The 16,963-nt window shown below is 66.8% G+C and carries 15 protein-coding genes and 1 tRNA gene; 5 read left to right on the top strand and 11 right to left on the bottom strand.

All coding sequences use genetic code 11. The features are described 5' to 3' along the window. The 7 genes from WS78_RS19290 to def form a co-directional block, all read right to left on the bottom strand. Window positions 1–591, bottom strand: coding sequence for a DUF4390 domain-containing protein (locus WS78_RS19290; RefSeq protein ID WP_038748585.1), 591 nt, complete (start codon window positions 589–591; stop codon window positions 1–3). After that, window positions 588–2,000: a 16S rRNA (cytosine(967)-C(5))-methyltransferase RsmB gene (rsmB, locus tag WS78_RS19295; RefSeq protein ID WP_059583740.1), complete on the bottom strand. Its 1,413-nt coding sequence runs from the start codon at window positions 1,998–2,000 to the stop codon at window positions 588–590. The genes WS78_RS19290 and rsmB overlap by 4 nt, the downstream gene beginning before the upstream one ends. Window positions 2,001–2,004: 4 nt before the next feature. Further along, window positions 2,005–2,370, bottom strand: coding sequence for a hypothetical protein (locus WS78_RS37665; RefSeq protein WP_226377170.1), 366 nt, complete (start codon window positions 2,368–2,370; stop codon window positions 2,005–2,007). A gap of 182 nt (window positions 2,371–2,552) precedes the next feature. Beyond that, on the bottom strand, window positions 2,553–3,410 hold the full coding sequence (htpX, locus tag WS78_RS19305) for a zinc metalloprotease HtpX (protein ID WP_038748587.1): 858 nt from the start codon (window positions 3,408–3,410) through the stop codon (window positions 2,553–2,555). Window positions 3,411–3,515: 105 nt separating this feature from the next. Next, a complete protein-coding gene (locus WS78_RS19310; protein ID WP_038748588.1) occupies window positions 3,516–4,154 on the bottom strand; it encodes a LysE family translocator in 639 nt (212 codons plus the stop codon). A gap of 120 nt (window positions 4,155–4,274) precedes the next feature. After that, on the bottom strand, window positions 4,275–5,258 hold the full coding sequence (gene fmt, locus WS78_RS19315) for a methionyl-tRNA formyltransferase (RefSeq protein ID WP_038748589.1): 984 nt from the start codon (window positions 5,256–5,258) through the stop codon (window positions 4,275–4,277). 31 nt (window positions 5,259–5,289) lie between these two features. Continuing rightward, complete coding sequence (gene def, locus WS78_RS19320; protein ID WP_038748590.1) at window positions 5,290–5,793, bottom strand: peptide deformylase; 504 nt, start codon at window positions 5,791–5,793, stop codon at window positions 5,290–5,292. Window positions 5,794–6,025: 232 nt separating this feature from the next. Here def and dprA point away from each other — a divergent pair, with 232 nt between their 5' ends. The 3 genes from dprA to WS78_RS19335 all read left to right on the top strand — a co-directional run bounded on the left by dprA (window position 6,026) and on the right by WS78_RS19335 (window position 10,466). Then, entirely contained in the window at window positions 6,026–7,213 is a 1,188-nt protein-coding gene (gene dprA, locus WS78_RS19325) for a DNA-processing protein DprA (protein WP_059583738.1), read from the top strand. 60 nt (window positions 7,214–7,273) lie between these two features. Then, window positions 7,274–7,645 (top strand): thioredoxin family protein, encoded by a 372-nt coding sequence (locus WS78_RS19330; RefSeq protein ID WP_038748592.1) that lies wholly within the window; start codon window positions 7,274–7,276, stop codon window positions 7,643–7,645. Window positions 7,646–7,856: 211 nt separating this feature from the next. Then, window positions 7,857–10,466, top strand: coding sequence for a DNA topoisomerase III (locus WS78_RS19335; protein WP_059583735.1), 2,610 nt, complete (start codon window positions 7,857–7,859; stop codon window positions 10,464–10,466). 211 nt (window positions 10,467–10,677) lie between these two features. On the opposite strand, the gene WS78_RS19340 is transcribed toward WS78_RS19335, so the two are convergent. Continuing rightward, window positions 10,678–11,736 (bottom strand): LysR family transcriptional regulator, encoded by a 1,059-nt coding sequence (locus WS78_RS19340; protein WP_038748594.1) that lies wholly within the window; start codon window positions 11,734–11,736, stop codon window positions 10,678–10,680. Window positions 11,737–12,174: 438 nt separating this feature from the next. Between WS78_RS19340 and WS78_RS19345 the strand changes: the two genes are divergently transcribed. After that, window positions 12,175–13,191 (top strand): D-2-hydroxyacid dehydrogenase family protein, encoded by a 1,017-nt coding sequence (locus tag WS78_RS19345; RefSeq protein WP_059583732.1) that lies wholly within the window; start codon window positions 12,175–12,177, stop codon window positions 13,189–13,191. A 290-nt stretch (window positions 13,192–13,481) separates the two neighbouring features. Here the strand turns inward: WS78_RS19345 and WS78_RS19355 are convergent, their stop codons facing one another. Further along, a complete protein-coding gene (locus tag WS78_RS19355; protein WP_059583729.1) occupies window positions 13,482–14,351 on the bottom strand; it encodes a patatin-like phospholipase family protein in 870 nt (289 codons plus the stop codon). Window positions 14,352–14,389: 38 nt separating this feature from the next. After that, window positions 14,390–14,794 carry a PaaI family thioesterase gene (locus tag WS78_RS19360; RefSeq protein WP_038748597.1) on the bottom strand — a complete coding sequence of 135 codons (405 nt, stop codon included), beginning with the start codon at window positions 14,792–14,794 and terminating at the stop codon, window positions 14,390–14,392. Between the two features lie 191 nt (window positions 14,795–14,985). Between WS78_RS19360 and WS78_RS19365 the strand changes: the two genes are divergently transcribed. Continuing rightward, window positions 14,986–15,061: transfer RNA gene (locus WS78_RS19365), tRNA-Lys, on the top strand. 1,022 nt (window positions 15,062–16,083) lie between these two features. On the opposite strand, the gene aguB is transcribed toward WS78_RS19365, so the two are convergent. Further along, the gene (gene aguB / locus WS78_RS19375) at window positions 16,084–16,959 is read right to left on the bottom strand and encodes an N-carbamoylputrescine amidase (RefSeq protein ID WP_059583727.1); all 876 of its coding nucleotides are present in this window, start codon (window positions 16,957–16,959) and stop codon (window positions 16,084–16,086) included. Window positions 16,960–16,963 lie beyond the last annotated feature (4 nt).

Raw genomic sequence — 16,963 nt, forward strand, 5'->3', positions numbered from 1 at the left:
TTACTTAGCACGTTCGGCCGCCGTGAAAGTGAAGCGCTTCCAATCGGAAACGAGGTTCCAGTCGCGGTTGTTCACCGCGTCGACCTGGAACGGCTTCGGCATCAGCGCGGTGTCGAGCTGCATCCGCACCGACGCCGTGTACGTTTCGCCCGGGCGCACCTGGCTCTTGTCGATCACATGCCAGGACGTCACGTGCTTGACCACCGCGAGCGCCTCCTTCAGCGTCGGAAAGCCGAGCTGCAAGCCGCCCGTCGACACGCGATATTCGCGCGTGAGCGGCTGAAACGACAGACGGATCGTCTGCGACACCGACACCGGCTGCTCGTCGAACCAATACCAGCGCGCGCGGCTCAGTTCGAAATCGGTCGTGAAATAAAGCGGGATGGCTTTGTTGACCGCATCCTCCAGGCTGCTGTTGAGCTCGAAGTCGAAACGCGCGTCGAGACTCCAGCCGTTGCCGTCCGACTGCAGCGACGCGCGCTGCACGGCGATCGGATCGGCGTGCGCGGAGGGAACGGCAGCGAGACACAGCGTCAGCGCGGCCCAGAGCACGGCCGCGAGCCGGAGTGGAAAGAAGCGTTTGATCGTCACCGTTTCTGAAAGCGCGCGTAGAAAAATCCGTCGTGATCGACATGCCGGCCGGGCTCGCCCGATCCCCCGACGGCCGGCGCCCCGCCTGACGCCCCCTGCGGCAGCAACTGCCCGGGCGCGTCCAATCGTACCGCATCTTGATGGGCGTCTCCAAACCAGCGCGCCTGCTGCTCGCCCTCTTCCGGAAAGATCGAGCAGGTTGCATACAGCAGCTCGCCGCCCGGTTTCAGGAGCGGCCAGAGCGCGGCGAGAATGCGGCGCTGCTCGGCGACGAGCGCGGGAATGTCGGCCGCGCGGCGCAGCCAGCGAATGTCCGGATGACGGCGCACGATGCCCGACGCGGAACACGGCACGTCCGCGAGAATCCGGTCGAACGGGCGGCCGTCGTGCCATTGCGCGGGATCGCCCGCATCGCCGACGCGCACGTCGGCCACGAGCGACAGTCTCGCGAGATTTTCGCCGATGCGCGGCGCGCGCGCCGAATCGCTTTCGAGCGCGACGACTTCGACGTCCGCGAGCTCGAGAAGATGGCCCGTCTTGCCACCGGGCGCCGCGCACGCGTCGAGCACGCGCATGCCGTCGCGCGCGCCGAGCGATTCGGCCGCGAGCTGCGCGCCCGCATCCTGCACCGACACGACGCCGTCCGCGAAGCCCGGAATGCGCTCGACCGGCAGCGGCGACGCGAGTCGTATTGCGTGCCGGCCGATCCTCTCGGCGTCGATCCGCTCGGCGCGCAGCAGATCGAGATACGCGTCGGCCGTCATGCGGCGCGCGTTCACGCGCAGCGTCAGCGGGCCGGGGGCGTCGCCCGCGGCGAGAATGCGCTGCCACGCGTCGGGCCATGCGCGCTCGACCGCGTCGATCCACCACGTCTCGTAGTTCCAGCGTGCGCGGCGATCGGACTGCATCCGCTCGAGCCACGCGGCCCGTTCGCGCAGGAACCGGCGCAGCACCGCGTTGACGAGCCCCTTCGCGAACGAGCACTCGCGGCGCGCGCCGATCGCGCTCACCGCCTGATCGACGACGGTGAAAGGCGCGTACGCGGCGTGTTCGTCGTCGTCGACGAGGAGCGCGAACGCGCAGACGAGAAGCGCATGCACATGCGCATGCGGCGCCTTCGCGACGAATTGCGCGATCAGCCATTCAGCCGTGCCGCGACGGCGCACCGCGCGATACGCGATGTCCTGGATCGCGCCGCGCGCCGCCGCTTGCGCCCCGTCGGCAAACGACGCCTGGACGGCGGCGAGCGCGGCGGGCAGCGCCGCGCCGCGACTGACCGCGTCGACCGCTTGCGCGGCGCCGTCGAGCGCGAAGCCGAGCGAATCGGGGACGAGATGCAGCATCGACAGGCGCGGGGCGCGAGCGGGCGCGCCGGATGCGCGGGAACGAGAAGGGCGAGTCTGGGTCATCGGATCAGCAGTGTCCGCAGCGCGCGATGGCGCCGGGCGATGGTAGGGAGGTGCCGGTGGCCGGCTCTGGGCCGGTCAGCGGGATATTGTAGCGTGCCGGGGGAGTGGGACTCGGGTTGGTGCGGTTGGTGCGGTTGGTGCGGTTGGCGCGGTTGGCGCGGTTGGCGCGGTTGGCGCGGTTGGCGCGGTTGGCGCGGTTGGCGCGGTTGGCGCGGTTGGCGCGGTTGGCGCGGTTGGCGCGGTTGGCGCGGTTGGCGCGGTTGGCGCGGTTGGCGCGGTTGGCGCGGTTGGCGCGGTTGGCGCGGTTGGCGCGGTTGGCGCGGTTGGCGCGGTTGGCGCGGTTGGCGCGGTTGGCGCAGTATCGACACAATCCTCGGCCGCTCGCAAGGCGCTCTTTGCGGCATCGACCAAGCAGCCATCTCGCCGAAAACGACAAACCCCGCAGCTCAAGGCATGCGGGGTTTGCCCGATCGTCCGACGCGCGAAAGCGCGTCAGGAATTGCTACCGCCGCGACGCCCCTTCGCGAGTGCGTCGCCGCGCGATGACGGTCGTCAATCGAAGCGGCCGGTGCGCGCCATTTCCATCAGCCGCGCGATCCGCTCCTCGGTGGCCGGGTGCGTCGAGAACAGGTTCTGCAGCCCGCCCCCCGACAACGGATTCATGATCATCATCTGCGCGGTGGCCGGATGCTGTTCCGCCGTCTGGAACGGAATGCCCGACGCATAGCGATGGATCTTGTCGAGCGCCGAAGCAAGCGCCTGCGGATCGCCCGAAATCTGCGCGCCGCCGCGGTCCGCCTCGAACTCGCGCGCCCGCGAAATCGCCATCTGGATCAGCGCGCCAGCAATCGGCGCGAGGAGCGCGACTGCGATGCCCGCGATCGGATTGGCCGGACGCCCGTTCTCGTCACGCCCGCCGAAAAACATCGCGAAGTTCGCGAGCGCCGAGATCGCGCCCGCCATCGTCGCGGAGATCGTCGAAATCAGGATGTCGCGGTGCTTCACGTGTGCGAGCTCATGCGCCATCACGCCGCGCATCTCGCGCTCGGACAGCACGCGCAGGATGCCTGTCGTCGCGGCAACAGCCGCATGCTCGGGATTGCGGCCGGTCGCGAACGCGTTCGGCTGGGCTTCGTCGATCAGGTAGACGCGCGGCATCGGCAGATTCGCGCGCGTCGCGAGCTCGCGCACCATCCGATAGAACTGCGGCGCCGTGGTCTCGTCGACTTCCTGCGCGTTGTACATGCGCAGCACCATCTTGTCCGAGAACCAGTACGAGAAGAAATTCATACCGAGCGCGATCAGCAGCGCGATCATCATCCCGCGCGATCCGCCGATCATCCCGCCGATCACGATGAACAGGGCCGTGATCGCGGCCATCAGCATCGCCGTTTTGACCCAATTGAACATGTTTCCCACTCCTTATCCGTCTGCGGGGATCGCGCCGCACGCTCATCGGCGGCGCGTGATTGTAAGCGATTTGTTAGATAAGAGCGTTTCGAGAAAATTCAATCCTTAGCGCGTCGACGTCGCGAGCTTGACGCCGAGGCCCACGAACGCACTGCCGACGCCGCGGTCGAGCCATTTCTTCACACCAGGCTTGCCGGCGAAGCGCCGCGTGACGGTGCCCGCGACCCACGCCACGGTACACGACCACACCGTGCTCATCGCGAGGAACACCGCGCCGAGCGTGAGGAAGGCGAGCACCTTGTGGTCGCTGTCCGCCGACACGAACTGTGGGAAGAAGGACACGAAGAACAGCACCACCTTCGGATTCAGCACGTTGGTCAGGAACCCTTGCGTGAACAGCTGGCGCAGCGATTTGTCCGCGCCGCGCCGCGCGGCGGACTGCTCGGCCGCCGGTTCCTGCTTCGAGAAAATGAGGCGCACGCCGAGGTAGACGAGATAGGCCGCCCCGACGATCTTGATGACCGTAAACGCGGTAGCCGACGCGGCAAGCACCGCCGTCAGGCCAAATGCGCATGCGAGCACATGCACGCAGCAGCCGGCCGAAATGCCGAGCGCGGACATGAGCCCCGCGCCGCGCCCTTGCGCGACGCTGCGGCCGACGATGTACGCGGTATCGGGCCCCGGCGTGACGTTCAACAGGAAGACTGCCGCCACGAACAAGCCAAGATGGGTGATGCCGAACATGCCGATCCCTCGATGCTGATGTCAAAGAATTCTACGCGTGCGCCCGACGCCGCGCGACCTGGCCGTTCGGCCGATTGCGCGGCGCGCGCGATTCCGATGGAATGTTCTCGGGCGACGAAATTACGCGGCGTCGGGCAATACGAAGCGCTGCCCGGCCACGAGCGGCGCGCCCGCGAGAAACTCGCGCACAGGCAAGCGCTTGCCGCCCGGTTTCTGCAGTTGCGTGACGCGCAGCGCGCCGTCGCCGCATGCGATCACGACGCCGTCCGGCCCCGCTTCGACGATCGTGCCGGGCGCCGCGCCGCCATGCGCCGGCACCGCATCGGCCGCCCACAGCTTGAGCGCCGCGCCGTCGAGCGTGCCCGCGCCGCCCGGGAACGGGTCGAATGCGCGCACCTGCCGCGCGAGCACGGCGGCCGGCTTGCGCCAGTCGAGCGCCGCCTCGTGCTTGCCGATCTTCTCGGCATAGGTGACGCCGCCGGCGGGCTGCGGCGTGGACACGAGCGAGCCTGCGCGCTCGAGCTCGGCGAGCGCATCGACGATGAGGCGCGCGCCCGACGCCGCAAGCTTGTCGTGCAGCGTCGCCGTCGTGTCGTCGGCCGCGATCGCGACGCGCGCGTCGTGCAGCATCGCGCCCGTGTCGAGGCCCGCGTCCATCTGCATCAGCGTGACGCCGGTTTCGGCGTCGCCCGCCTCGATCGCGCGATGGATCGGCGCCGCGCCGCGCCAGCGCGGCAGCAGCGACGCGTGGATGTTGATGCAGCCGTGGCGCGGCAGGTCGAGCACTTCCTGCGGCAGCAAAAGGCCGTATGCGGCGACAACCATCACGTCGTGCGGCGTCGCGCGCAGCAAATCGAGCGCGGCGGCGGCTTCGGCCGGATACTTGCCCGCGCGGCGCAGCGACGGCGGCTGCGCGACCGCGATGCCGTGCTCGAGCGCATAGCGCTTCACCGCGCTTGCCTGCAGCTTCATCCCGCGCCCGGCCGGGCGATCGGGCTGCGTCAGCACGAGCGGCACCGGGAAGCCGGCGTGATGGATCGCGGCGAGGGCCGCCGCGGCGAATTCCGGCGTGCCGGCGAAAATGACTCGCAGTGAATGTGTCATGTGCAAATGAATCGGGAAGCAGCCGCGCGCGTCACATCGCGCGTTCGAGTTTCTTCATCTTCGTCTTGATCCGGTTCTGCTTGAGCGGCGACAGATACTGGACGAACACGCGGCCCATCAGGTGATCCATCTCGTGCTGGATGCACACCGCGAGGAGCCCTTCGCAATCGACCTCGAACAGCTCGCCTTTCTCGTCGAGCGCGCGCACGCGCACCCGGTCCGGCCGCTCGACTTCGTCGTAGACGCCGGGCACCGACAGGCAGCCCTCCTCGTAAATCTGCTTGCCGTCGCTCGTCCAGACGATTTCCGGATTGATGAAAACGCGCAGCTCGTTCTTCTCGTCGGACACGTCGATCACGATCACGCGCTCGTGCACGTCGACCTGCGTCGCCGCGAGACCGATTCCGGGCGCTGCGTACATCGTCTCGGCCATGTCGGCGACGAGCTTGCGGATGCGATCGTCGACCTTGTCGACCGGCTTGGCCACCTTGTGCAGCCGTTTGTCGGGGTAATGAAGGATGTTCAGCAAAGCCATGATGTTCAGTGTTGAGAGACGAACGACTCGCGCGCATCGGCCGTTCGGCCGACTGCCGCGGCGCGCGCGCCGGCCTCAAGATGGATTCTGCGACGCGCGGAATGCGCCGCGCGCCGCGATGACCGGCCAATCGCCGCGCGCCTGCGCGCGTGGCATTCGTTTTATTTCGGATGATGAAAATTTTATCACGGCACCACGCGGCCCGCTGGCCGCGCTTCTGGAGGGTTTCATCATGTCGCCGCTGACGCTAACGCGGGCCGAGCTCGCCGGCTGGCTGCGGCTTGCCGGCGCGTCGGGCGTGCCGGCCGCGGCCTGCGCTGCGCTCCTCGGCGCATTCGCGTCGCCCGAAGCGCTCTTCTCCGCGTCGCACGCGGAATTGGCGGCGCTCGCCGGCGACGCGGCGGCCCGCGCGCTGCTCGCGCCGCCCGCCGACGATTTCGAGCCGCGCGTCGACGCGGCGCTCGCCTGGCTCGCCGAACCCGGCAACGCGCTCGTGACCCGGCACGATCCCGCCTATCCCCGCTCGCTCGCCGAACTCTACGATCCGCCGCCGCTGCTATATATAAAGGGGCGCGTTGCGCTGCTCCATGCGCGCGCGGTCGCGATCGTCGGCAGTCGCGACGCCACGCCGCAAGGGCTCGCCGACGCGACACGCTTCGCGCGCGAGATGTCGGACGCCGGCCTTTCGATCGTGTCCGGCCTCGCGCGCGGCATCGACGGCGCCGCGCACCGAGGCGGGCTCGACGGCGCAAGCGGCACGGTCGCCGTGATCGGCACCGGCGCCGACCTCGTCTATCCCGCTCGCCACCATGCGCTCGCCCACGAAATCGCCGAGCGCGGCGCGCTCGTCTCCGAGTGGCCGCTCGGCACGCCCGCGCGATCCGCGCATTTTCCGCAACGCAACCGGCTGATCGCCGCGCTATCGGGCGGCGTGCTGATCGTCGAGGCGGCGCCGCGCTCCGGCTCGCTCATCACCGCGCGACTCGCGAACGAGATGGGACGCGACGTGTTCGCGATCCCCGGCTCGATCCACGCGCCGCTGTCGCAAGGCTGCCATGCGCTGATCCGCGACGGCGCGAAGCTCGTCGAGACCGCCGCCGACGTGCTCGAGGAATTCGGCCTCGACCCCGCCCGGCCTGCCGTCAAGCCGTGCGACGCGCGCGCCGGCGCGTCGGCCGACGCCGCGCTCGACGACGACGCACGCCGCCTGCTAGACGCGATCGGCTACGGCCCCGTGCCGCCCGAGCTGCTCGCTCAGCGCACGTCGCTCGCGAGCGACTCGCTGCACCGGCTGCTGCTGCAACTGGAGCTTGCCGGACGCATCGCGGCGCTGCCGGGCGGCCGCTACACCCGCATCGACGGCGCGCAGGCGTGCGCTCAAGCGCGCGGAACGGGCGGCGTGCTACATTCCGGCGAATAGGCGTCCCGCTCGCGCGTTCGCCCGAGCCGCCGCCACCTTACGATTCAAGGAAATCCACCAATGCCCGCGCTGAATCTCGACACCGACGAAGATCGGATCGCCGAGCGCCTCCGGAATCCCGACACGCTACTCGTCGCCTGCCTGTGCGCCGAGTGGTGCGGCACCTGCCGCGAATACCGCGTTGCGTTCGACAGGCTCGCCGACGCGCACCCCGACGCCTGCTTCGCGTGGGTCGACATCGAAACGCACGCCGATCGGCTCGACGAGCTCGACGTCGAGAACTTCCCGACGCTCCTTATCGAAGACGCGAACTCGGTTCGCTTCTTCGGCACCGTGCTGCCGCATGCGGCAATCGTCGAACGAATGCTGTCCGACCTGACCGCGCTGCCGGGCGCGCCGCATGCACCGAAGCTGCGCAATTTGTTCGACTAGCGCCATTCGGCCCCAAAATATCGATCGCGAAATGCGGCTTTACCGCTGGTTTACGCGAGAGGGCGTGCGACAGGCTTGCCGCCGCCCTTGCCCCCACTTATGATGACCCGCTTTTTGCTCGCGCCGGCCGCCGTTTGGGCGCCGTGTGCTATAAAGCCGTCGTAAAAGGGCCCGCACTCGGGCTCGCCCGGTCTACCAATACACACTTGTCATGTCGAAAGCACTCATCATTGCGGAAAAGCCTTCTGTCGCGAACGACATCGCGCGCGCTTTGGGCGGCTTTACCAAGCATGACGAATATTACGAAAGCGACGATTACGTGCTGTCGTCGGCGGTCGGCCACCTGCTCGAAATTGCCGCGCCCGAGGAATACGAGGTCAAGCGCGGCAAATGGAGCTTCGCGCACCTGCCCGTCATTCCCCCCCATTTCGATCTGAATCCGATCGCGAAGAGCGAGTCTCGCCTCAAGGTGCTGACGAAGCTGATCAAGCGCAAGGACGTCGAGCGCCTGATCAACGCATGCGACGCGGGGCGCGAGGGCGAGCTGATCTTCCGCCTGATCGCGCAGCACGCGAAGGCGAAGCAGCCGGTCCAGCGCCTGTGGCTGCAGTCGATGACGCCCGCCGCGATCCGCGACGGCTTCGCGCGCCTGCGCACCGACTCGGACATGCAACCGCTCGCCGACGCCGCCCGCTGCCGCTCGGAGGCCGACTGGCTCGTCGGCATCAACGGCACGCGCGCGATGACGGCGTTCAACAGCAAGGGCGGCGGCTTCTTCCTGACGACCGTCGGCCGCGTACAGACGCCCACGCTGTCGATCGTCGTCGAGCGCGAAGAAAAGATTCGCCGCTTCGTGCCGCGCGACTACTGGGAAGTGCGCGCGGAATTCGTCTGCGCGGGCGGCTTCTACGAAGGCCGCTGGTACGATCCGAAGTTCAAGAAGGACGAATTCGACCCCGAAAAGCGCGACTCGCGCCTCTGGAGCCTGCCCGCCGCAGAGACGATCGTCGCCGCGTGCCGCGACCAGATCGGCACCGTCACCGAGGAATCGAAGCCGTCGACGCAGCTGTCGCCGCTGCTGTACGACCTGACGAGCCTGCAGCGCGAGGCGAACAGCCGCTTCGGCTTCTCCGCGAAGAACACGCTCGGCCTGGCTCAGGCGCTGTACGAGAAGCACAAGGTGCTCACCTATCCGCGTACCGACGCGCGCGCGCTGCCGGAGGACTACCTCGACACGGTGAAATCGACGCTCGAGATGCTCAAGGAAAGCAACAACTACCTGCCGCACGCGAAGCAGGTGCTCGACAAGAACTGGGTAAAGCCGAACAAGCGGATCTTCGACAACTCGAAGATCAGCGACCACTTCGCGATCATCCCGACGCTGCAAGCGCCGAAATCGCTGTCCGAGCCTGAGCAAAAGCTCTACGACCTCGTCGTCAAGCGCTTCCTCGCCGTGTTCTTCCCGGCCGCCGAGTACAAGGTGACGACGCGGATCACCGAAGTCGCCGGCCACCACTTCAAGACGGAAGGCAAGGTGCTCGTCGAGCCGGGCTGGCTGCAGGTGTACGGCCGCGACGCCGAGGGCGCCGACGCGAACCTCGTGCCGGTGCAGAAGGAAGAGAAGGTCAAGACCGACAAGATCGCCGCGCACGGCCTCACGACGAAGCCGCCCGCGCGCTATTCGGAAGCGACGCTGCTGTCGGCAATGGAAGGCGCGGGCAAGCTCGTGGAGGACGACGAGCTGCGCGAAGCGATGGCCGCGAAGGGCCTCGGCACGCCGGCGACGCGCGCGGCCATCATCGAAGGCCTCCTCGGCGAGAAGTACCTCGTGCGCGAAGGCCGCGAACTGATCCCGACCGCGAAGGCGTTCCAGCTGATGACGCTCTTGCGCGGCCTCGGCGTGAAGGAGCTGACCGCCCCCGAGCTGACGGGCGAGTGGGAATACAAGCTGTCGCAGATGGAGCGCGGCAACCTGCAGCGCGACGCGTTCATGCAGGAAATCGCGCGGATGACGCAGACGATCGTCAAGCGCGCGAAGGAATACGACTCCGACACGATCCCGGGCGACTACGCGACGCTCGAGACGCCGTGCCCGAACTGCGGCGGCCAGGTGAAGGAGAACTACCGGCGCTTCGCCTGCACGAAGTGCGATTTCTCGATCTCGAAGATCCCGGGCAGCCGGCAGTTCGAGGTCGCCGAAGTCGAGGAGCTGTTGCAGAAGAAAGAGATCGGGCCGCTGTCGGGCTTCCGCAGCAAGATGGGCCGCCCGTTCTCCGCGATCCTCAAGCTCACGTTCGACGACGAGACGAAGAACTACAAGCTCGAGTTCGACTTCGGCCAGGACCAGGGCGGCGAAGAGGGCGAGGCGCCCGATTTTTCCGCGCAGGAGCCGGTCGGCGCATGTCCGAAGTGCAAGGGCCGCGTGTTCGAGCACGGGATGAGCTACGTCTGCGAGCATGCGGTCGCGAACCCGAAGACTTGCGACTTCCGCTCCGGCAAGGTGATCCTGCAGCAGGAGATCACCCGCGAACAGATGGCGAAGCTCCTCGAGAACGGCCGCACCGATCTGCTGCCGAACTTCAAGTCGTCGCGCACCGGACGCAACTTCAAGGCGTACCTCGTCAAGCAGGCAGACGGCAAGATCGGCTTCGAGTTCGAGAAGAAGGAGCCGAAGCCCGCGGCGGCGAAGAAGACCGCGTCCAAGTCGACGGCCGCGGCCGAAGACGCCGCGACGGACGGCGACGAAAAAGCCGAGAAGAAGGCGGCGCCCGCTCGAAAGACGGCCGCGCGCAAGACGCCCGCCCGCAAGACGGGTTCGTAATCGGCGTCGACGCCGAGCCCGCGCGGCGCGCCGGGCGCGGCGCCACGCGGCGTGCGCCGTGCCGTGCGATCGAGCGGCATGAACGCCTCGACGCGTCGGTCCAAACAAAAGCGCGGGCTCCCGACGAGCCCGCGCTTTTGCTTTTTGCGGTGGAGATCCGGCGCACAGCGGCGTGCGCGCCGGACAAGGACGCGCGCGGCGCCGGCGCGCGTTACAGCGGAGACGGCACGACGGTGCGCGCCCGCGGCGCGCGCGGCAGGCGCGGCGACAGCGCCGGATCGGCGGCGCTCGGGCGCTCGGCGAGCGCGTCGGCGGGCAGCGCCTCGACGGGCTGGCCGAAGCCGCCCTGCGCGGCCCACTGCTCGCCCAACATCGTGTCCGGCAATTGGCTGAAGTGCTCGACGAGGTGATCGATGAACGTGCGCACCTTCGCCGGCAGGTGACGGCGGCTCGGATACGCGATGTTGATCTCGACCTGCGGCAGCCGGTACTCGCTCAGCAGGCGCACGAGCTTGCCGCGCGCGATGTCGCTGCCGATCAGGTAGCTCGGCAGGATCGCGACGCCCATGCCGAGCATCGCGAACTGGCGCAGCATTTCGGTGTTGTTCGCGACGACGACGTTCGACGGCCGCACGCGCACCTCGCCGTCCGGGCCGGTGAACACGCGCTCGTCGCCCCAGTATTCGGACGGCAGGCTGAGGCACGGGTGCTCGACGAGCTGCTCGGGATGCGTCGGCATGCCGTGCTTCTCCAGATAGCTCGGCGTCGCGCAGACCACCATGCAGCCCGTCGTCAGCCGGCGCGTGACGATGCTCGCGCTGCGCATCTGCCGCGTGATCACGACGCCGACGTCGAACCCTTCCTCGACGAGATCGACCTGTCGATCGACGAGGGTCAGATCGGGAATGACCTTTGGAAAGCGCTGCGTGTATGTCTGCAGCACCGGCGCGAGGTTATGCAGGCCGAACACGACGGGCGCGACGATCCGCAACGTGCCGACGGGCTCGTGGTTGCGCGCGACGACCATCTGCTCGACATCTTCGAGCTCGTCGAGGATCTGGCGCGCCCGCTCCAAATAGACCTGGCCGGATTCGGTCAGCGAGAGGCTACGGGTGGTGCGATTCAGAAGGCGGGTGCCGAGCCGGCCTTCGAGGTCGGCGACGTGGCGCGTCGCGACCGCGTTCGAGATGTCCATCGCGCTCGCCGCCCGGGCGAAACTGCCGAGATCCGCGACCTTGACGAACACTCGCATCGACTGCAAATGATCCATACTCCACTCCTACCGCTGTTACCGCTTCAAAAATATGAAGCAAATGAGTAATTTTCCTACGACAGCGAAAAAGATGCAGAGTTGCTCAACTTCGCGCGGAATCTCGATAAAAACCTTCGAACTTGCTCAGCCCGCCTAGCTGGAAAGACCAATTGTTCTTGAGAATGAAATAATTGAGCAATCTCCCTGCGCAAATCGCCCAATTGAGAAACGGCGGAATCGCCGTCCGGCCGGCATCGAGCGGGGCCCGAACAGCATGATTTCCGCCCGGACGCAAACGCTTGCCGCGCCGCGTAACAAGCTGTTAAAAAGAGATACACCTGTTGCCGCGCCGCCATAGGATCATTACGGCCCCCAAACCGGGCCGGACCGGCGCGCGACGAAGCGCGACGGCCACCACCTGACATCGCTCATCCCGCGCGAATCCCGAAACACGCCATGAAAATTGCCATCCTCGACGACTACCAGGACGCCGTCCGCAAGCTCAACTGCTTCGAGATGCTCGCCGACCATGAAGTGAAGATCTTCAACAACACGGTGCGCGGCCTCGGGCAGCTCGCGAGCCGCCTGGCGGAAGTCGAAGCGCTCGTGCTGATTCGCGAGCGCACCCACATCACGTCGCAACTGCTCGGCAAGCTCCCGCATCTGCGCATGATCAGCCAGACGGGGCGCATCTCGACCCACATCGACCTCGACGCATGCACGGAGCGCGGCGTCGCCGTGCTCGAGGGCACGGGCTCGCCGATCGCGCCCGCCGAGCTGACCTGGGCGCTCATCATGGCCGCGCAGCGCCGCATTCCGCAGTACGTCGCGAACCTGAAGCAGGGCGCATGGCAGCAGTCGGGCCTGAAGACGTCGGCGATGCCGCCGAACTTCGGGCTCGGCCAAGTGCTGCGCGGGCAGACGCTCGGGATTTGGGGCTACGGCAAGATCGGCCGGCTCGTCGCCGGCTACGGCAAGGCGTTCGGGATGAACGTGATGATCTGGGGCCGCGAGCATTCGCTCGAAGCGGCGCGCGCCGACGGCTACGCGACCGCCGAGAGCCGCGAGGCGCTCTTCGAGCAGTCCGACGTGCTGTCGCTGCACCTGCGCCTGCACGACGACACGCGCGGCATCGTCAAGCTCGACGATCTGCTGCGGATGAAGCCGACGTCGCTCTTCGTCAACACGAGCCGCGCGGAGCTGCTCGAAGAAAACGCGCTCGTCTCCGCGCTCGCGCGCAACCGGCCGGGGATGGTCGCGATCGACGTCTACGAGAGCGAGCCGATCCTGCAGGGTTACAGCCTGCTGCGGATGGAGAACGTGATCTGCACGCCGCACATCGGCTACGTCGAACGCGAAAGCTACGAGCTCTACTTCAGCGCCGCGTTCAAGAACATCCTCGCGTTCGACGCGGGCGACCTGTCGAGTGTCGCGAATCCCGAGGCGCTCACTCAGGGACGGATTCGCCGCTGAGCGTCGGCGGGACGGCGGCGGCGGCGGCGGGAGGAAGCGAGGTGCGCGGCGGCCGCGCGCCTCGCGCCCGATTCAGCGGTTCGCTGCATTCCGCAAGTTGCCTCTCGCCTCTCGCCTCTCGCCTCTCGCCTCTCGCCTCTCGCCTCTCGCCTCTCGCCTCTCGCCTCTCGCCTCTCGCCTCTCGTATCTCGTATCTCGTATCTCGTATCTCGTATCTCGTATCTCGTATCTCGTATCTCGTATCCCAAGTCCCGGGCCCCGCATTCCGCACACCGCAGCCCCGCCCAGCCTTAACACCCCGCACCGGTTTCGCCGACGAGCGTCGGCGCTGAAGTGAGGAAGCGCTCACCATCGCGCCGGCCGAGATCGTACGCATGCTGCATCTGGTGCGGACTCGTGTAGTCCCAGCTCGAGATCGGCACCTTGCGCGAAGGCTGCACGTAAAGCCGCCGCTGGCCGCCGCGCTCGACGACGAATGTCTGCGGCCTCGGGTAGAGCCGCGTCACCATCACGAGCACGAGCCCGGGCGACGCATCGAGCGCGCCGACCGGCACGTTGTCGACCATCCCGCCGTCGAGCACCGGCCGGCCGTTGCGGCGCAGAACGGGTGTAAATGGCGGCGTGCACGAAGACTGGAGAACAAGATCGGCGAGCTCGTCGGCGCGCGTGCAATCCTGCGCGCGGACGAATTCGGGGCGGAAACCGAGCGAACGGCCGAGCGTCGGGTGCAGCGCCTTGCGAACGTACTTCTCGATGTTGTACGCGATGAGTCCCGCCGCGACCGCGCTGCGCGCGCCGAGCCAGCGCGGCACGTGCGACACGCCGATGCGGATCTCCGGCGCGCCGGCGAGTTTCGCGAACGGCTCGCCGTAGATGTCGAGAAGCGCCTGCCGATAGATCCGGTAATGCGGAAAGACCGGTTCGGCGCGCAGCAGATTGCCCCAGTAGACGTTCCTGCGGTTGTGCTTGAGCGTCTCTTCGTAATAGCGCATCACCCAGCGCGAATCGCGCGTGTAGAGCATGCACGCGGTCGCCGCGCCGGCCGAAATGCCGGCGATCACGCGCGGCCGCACGTCGAGCGCGGGCCGCACGACGTCCCAGAATCCCGCCTGCCACCAGCAGCGATTGCCGCCGCCCGCGAATACGACTTGGTCGAACATCGGATGCGCTCCTCGTTGCCGCCTGCCGCTGCCGGCGCTCAGGAAACGAGCGCGTAGGTCGACGTGGCGTGGACGGCCATCTTGCCGTCCTCGTCGAACAGCTCGATTTCGCCGAACACGAGATTGCGGCCCATCCGCAGCACGCGAGCGGTGACGAGCACGTCGCCCTTGCGGACCGGGCGCATGAAATGGGTGTTGAGCGCGACGGTCGTCATCGGTCGGAATTCGCCGAGCGCGGCGGAGATCGCGACGACCATCGCGGTGTCGGCGGCCGCCATGAACACCTGACCGCAGATCACGCCGCCCGAGTGGCGCAGCTCGCCGGAGAACGGCAGCCGCAAGGTGACGCGCTCCTCCGAAACCGATACGGGAGTGAGGGAAAGGGAGCGGACCCACGGAGCAAGGAGCCGATCCAGCAAATCACGGACAGTGTTTTCGTCCATCGTCGTACGCCCAGAAAGAGCCGCGCGCCCGCCGCGCGACAGGGTTTGGGCGACATCATACCGGGAGCGCGCGAGAAGCGACGGATCGTGCGAACTCGACACAGCAGCGCGGGCCGCGCGCGAATTTTTCGAGAAAAAAGCAAAAAGGGCTAGACATGGTTCAAAAGCCCATGCATAATTTCACTTCTGTCGGGGCGTTAGCTCAGTTGGTAGAGCAGCGGACTCTTAATCCGTAGGTCGAGTGTTCGAGTCACTCACGCCCCACCAAAGAATTCGAAGGGTTACAGGCTAGTCGCTTGTAACCCTTTTCTGTTTTTGGCGCGCCCATCGATCACCTCGCCTTCCGCGGCAGCCGAATCCACCAGTCTATTTTCCCTCGATGCCGGCATCGCGTCGGCGCAAGCGAGTGCGAAGCGGCATCCCATCGCGCATTCCGCTGACAGCGCACGCCCCGAAGATTTGTCGCCCCTTCGAGTCGAAAGCCCGACGTGTCCCGCAGCCGCGCCAATTCCGTCATTTCATCGCCGTACCGCGCGCTTGCCGGCTCCGCGCGCTAGAAGCCGAGTCGACGCGTTCGAACCGGTTCGCGCTTGCGCCGCCGACATTCCACGCCCCCTTCGCTCACGACGTGCATGTTCGCTCTCGATTATTCGGATCGCCCCGCCGTTTCGTTTGGCAATATCCGGAAAGCGTCGCAGGCTCTCGACATCGGATAATCCGAATCCGCTCGCTCGCTGAATAAATCCGATCCAAATCGACTATTCGATGCGGTTTGCACAAGCCCCCGCTTCGATTAATCGATTGCCGCGCCGCCGGCATACGCAATACCGGCTACGCAAAATGCAACGAATGTCCGCGCGCCACACAATTCGATCAACGCCCCGGGAAATCAACGCGTGAATGCGGTGCGACGCACGCTTATCGGCCACTCCCGGCCGGTCGCCTCGCAAGTGCGGCATCCGGAGTTCCGCCTTCCATCGCATGTCACCGTCGCGCGCGACGCAACCGATATCCCCTTCCGAAGCGCCGTTCATTCCATTTGAAGCGGCACATTTTCCATTGCGTCCGTTCCAAAATCACCTTCCTAGCAAAGATTCTCAATTACTCGACGATCCTCGAAAATAAAGCGCCCCAATTCGAATCCGCAAGGAGAATCGCCTCCATGGAATTCCTGCTCGATAAAGGGAAGTGATCTCGGCAGCACGTATGACATTCGGTTTTCCGTCACCGAGAATCGCTTTCTGCCGCATCAAATTCATCTCCTCGATCGCGGCCGCGTGCTCGCCGCGTCATCGCGAACGATCCGCCGCCTCTACGCTCAAGATCCGATAGCACTCCGGCCGCCGATCGCGAAACACGCCCCAGCAGCGGCGTCGATACGCGAGCGCGTCGAGATCGAATTCGGCCGTCGCGATCGCTTCGCCGTCGCGATCGCATTCGACGATCTTCTCGCCGTCCGCGCCCGCGATGAACGAACTGCCGTAGAACACGATCTCGCCCGATTCGCCGCGCTCGACGCCGATCCGGTTGCTCGCGACGAGCAGCATCAAGTTCGCGGCCGCATGCCCGCGCTGCGTGTTCTGCCAATGCGCGCGCGAATCGATCGACGCATCGTGCGGCTCGCTGCCGATCGCCGTCGGATAGAGCAGGATCTCCGCTCCCGCAAGCGCCATCGCCCGCGCGCATTCCGGAAACCATTGGTCCCAGCAGATCCCGACGCCGATCCTGCCGTACGCGGTGTCCCATACGCGAAACCCCGTGTCGCCCGGCGTGAAATAGTATTTCTCCGCGTAGCCCGGGCCGTCCGGAATGTGCGTCTTGCGATAAACGCCGAGCGCGCGGCCGTCGGCGTCGAAGACCGCGACCGAATTGAATTGCGTCTGGCCGGCGCGCTCGAAGAAGCTCACGGGCAGCACGACCTCGAGTTCGCGCGCGAGCGACGCGAAGCGCGCAAGCCACGGATGGCCTTCGTACGGCTTCGCGAGCGCGAGGTGCGCGGGATTCTGGTCGATGCAGAAATACGGCGTCTCGAACAATTCCTGCAGCAGCACGATCTGCGCGCCGCGCGCGGCCGCGTCGCGCACGACGCGTTCGGCGCGCGACAGGTTCGCTTCGATATTCCAATCGCACGCCATTTGCGTGGCGGCCACGATCGTCTTTCTCATCTCG

The sequence above is a fragment of the Burkholderia savannae genome, assembly GCF_001524445.2.
GTDB classification, from domain to species: Bacteria; Pseudomonadota; Gammaproteobacteria; order Burkholderiales; family Burkholderiaceae; genus Burkholderia; species Burkholderia savannae.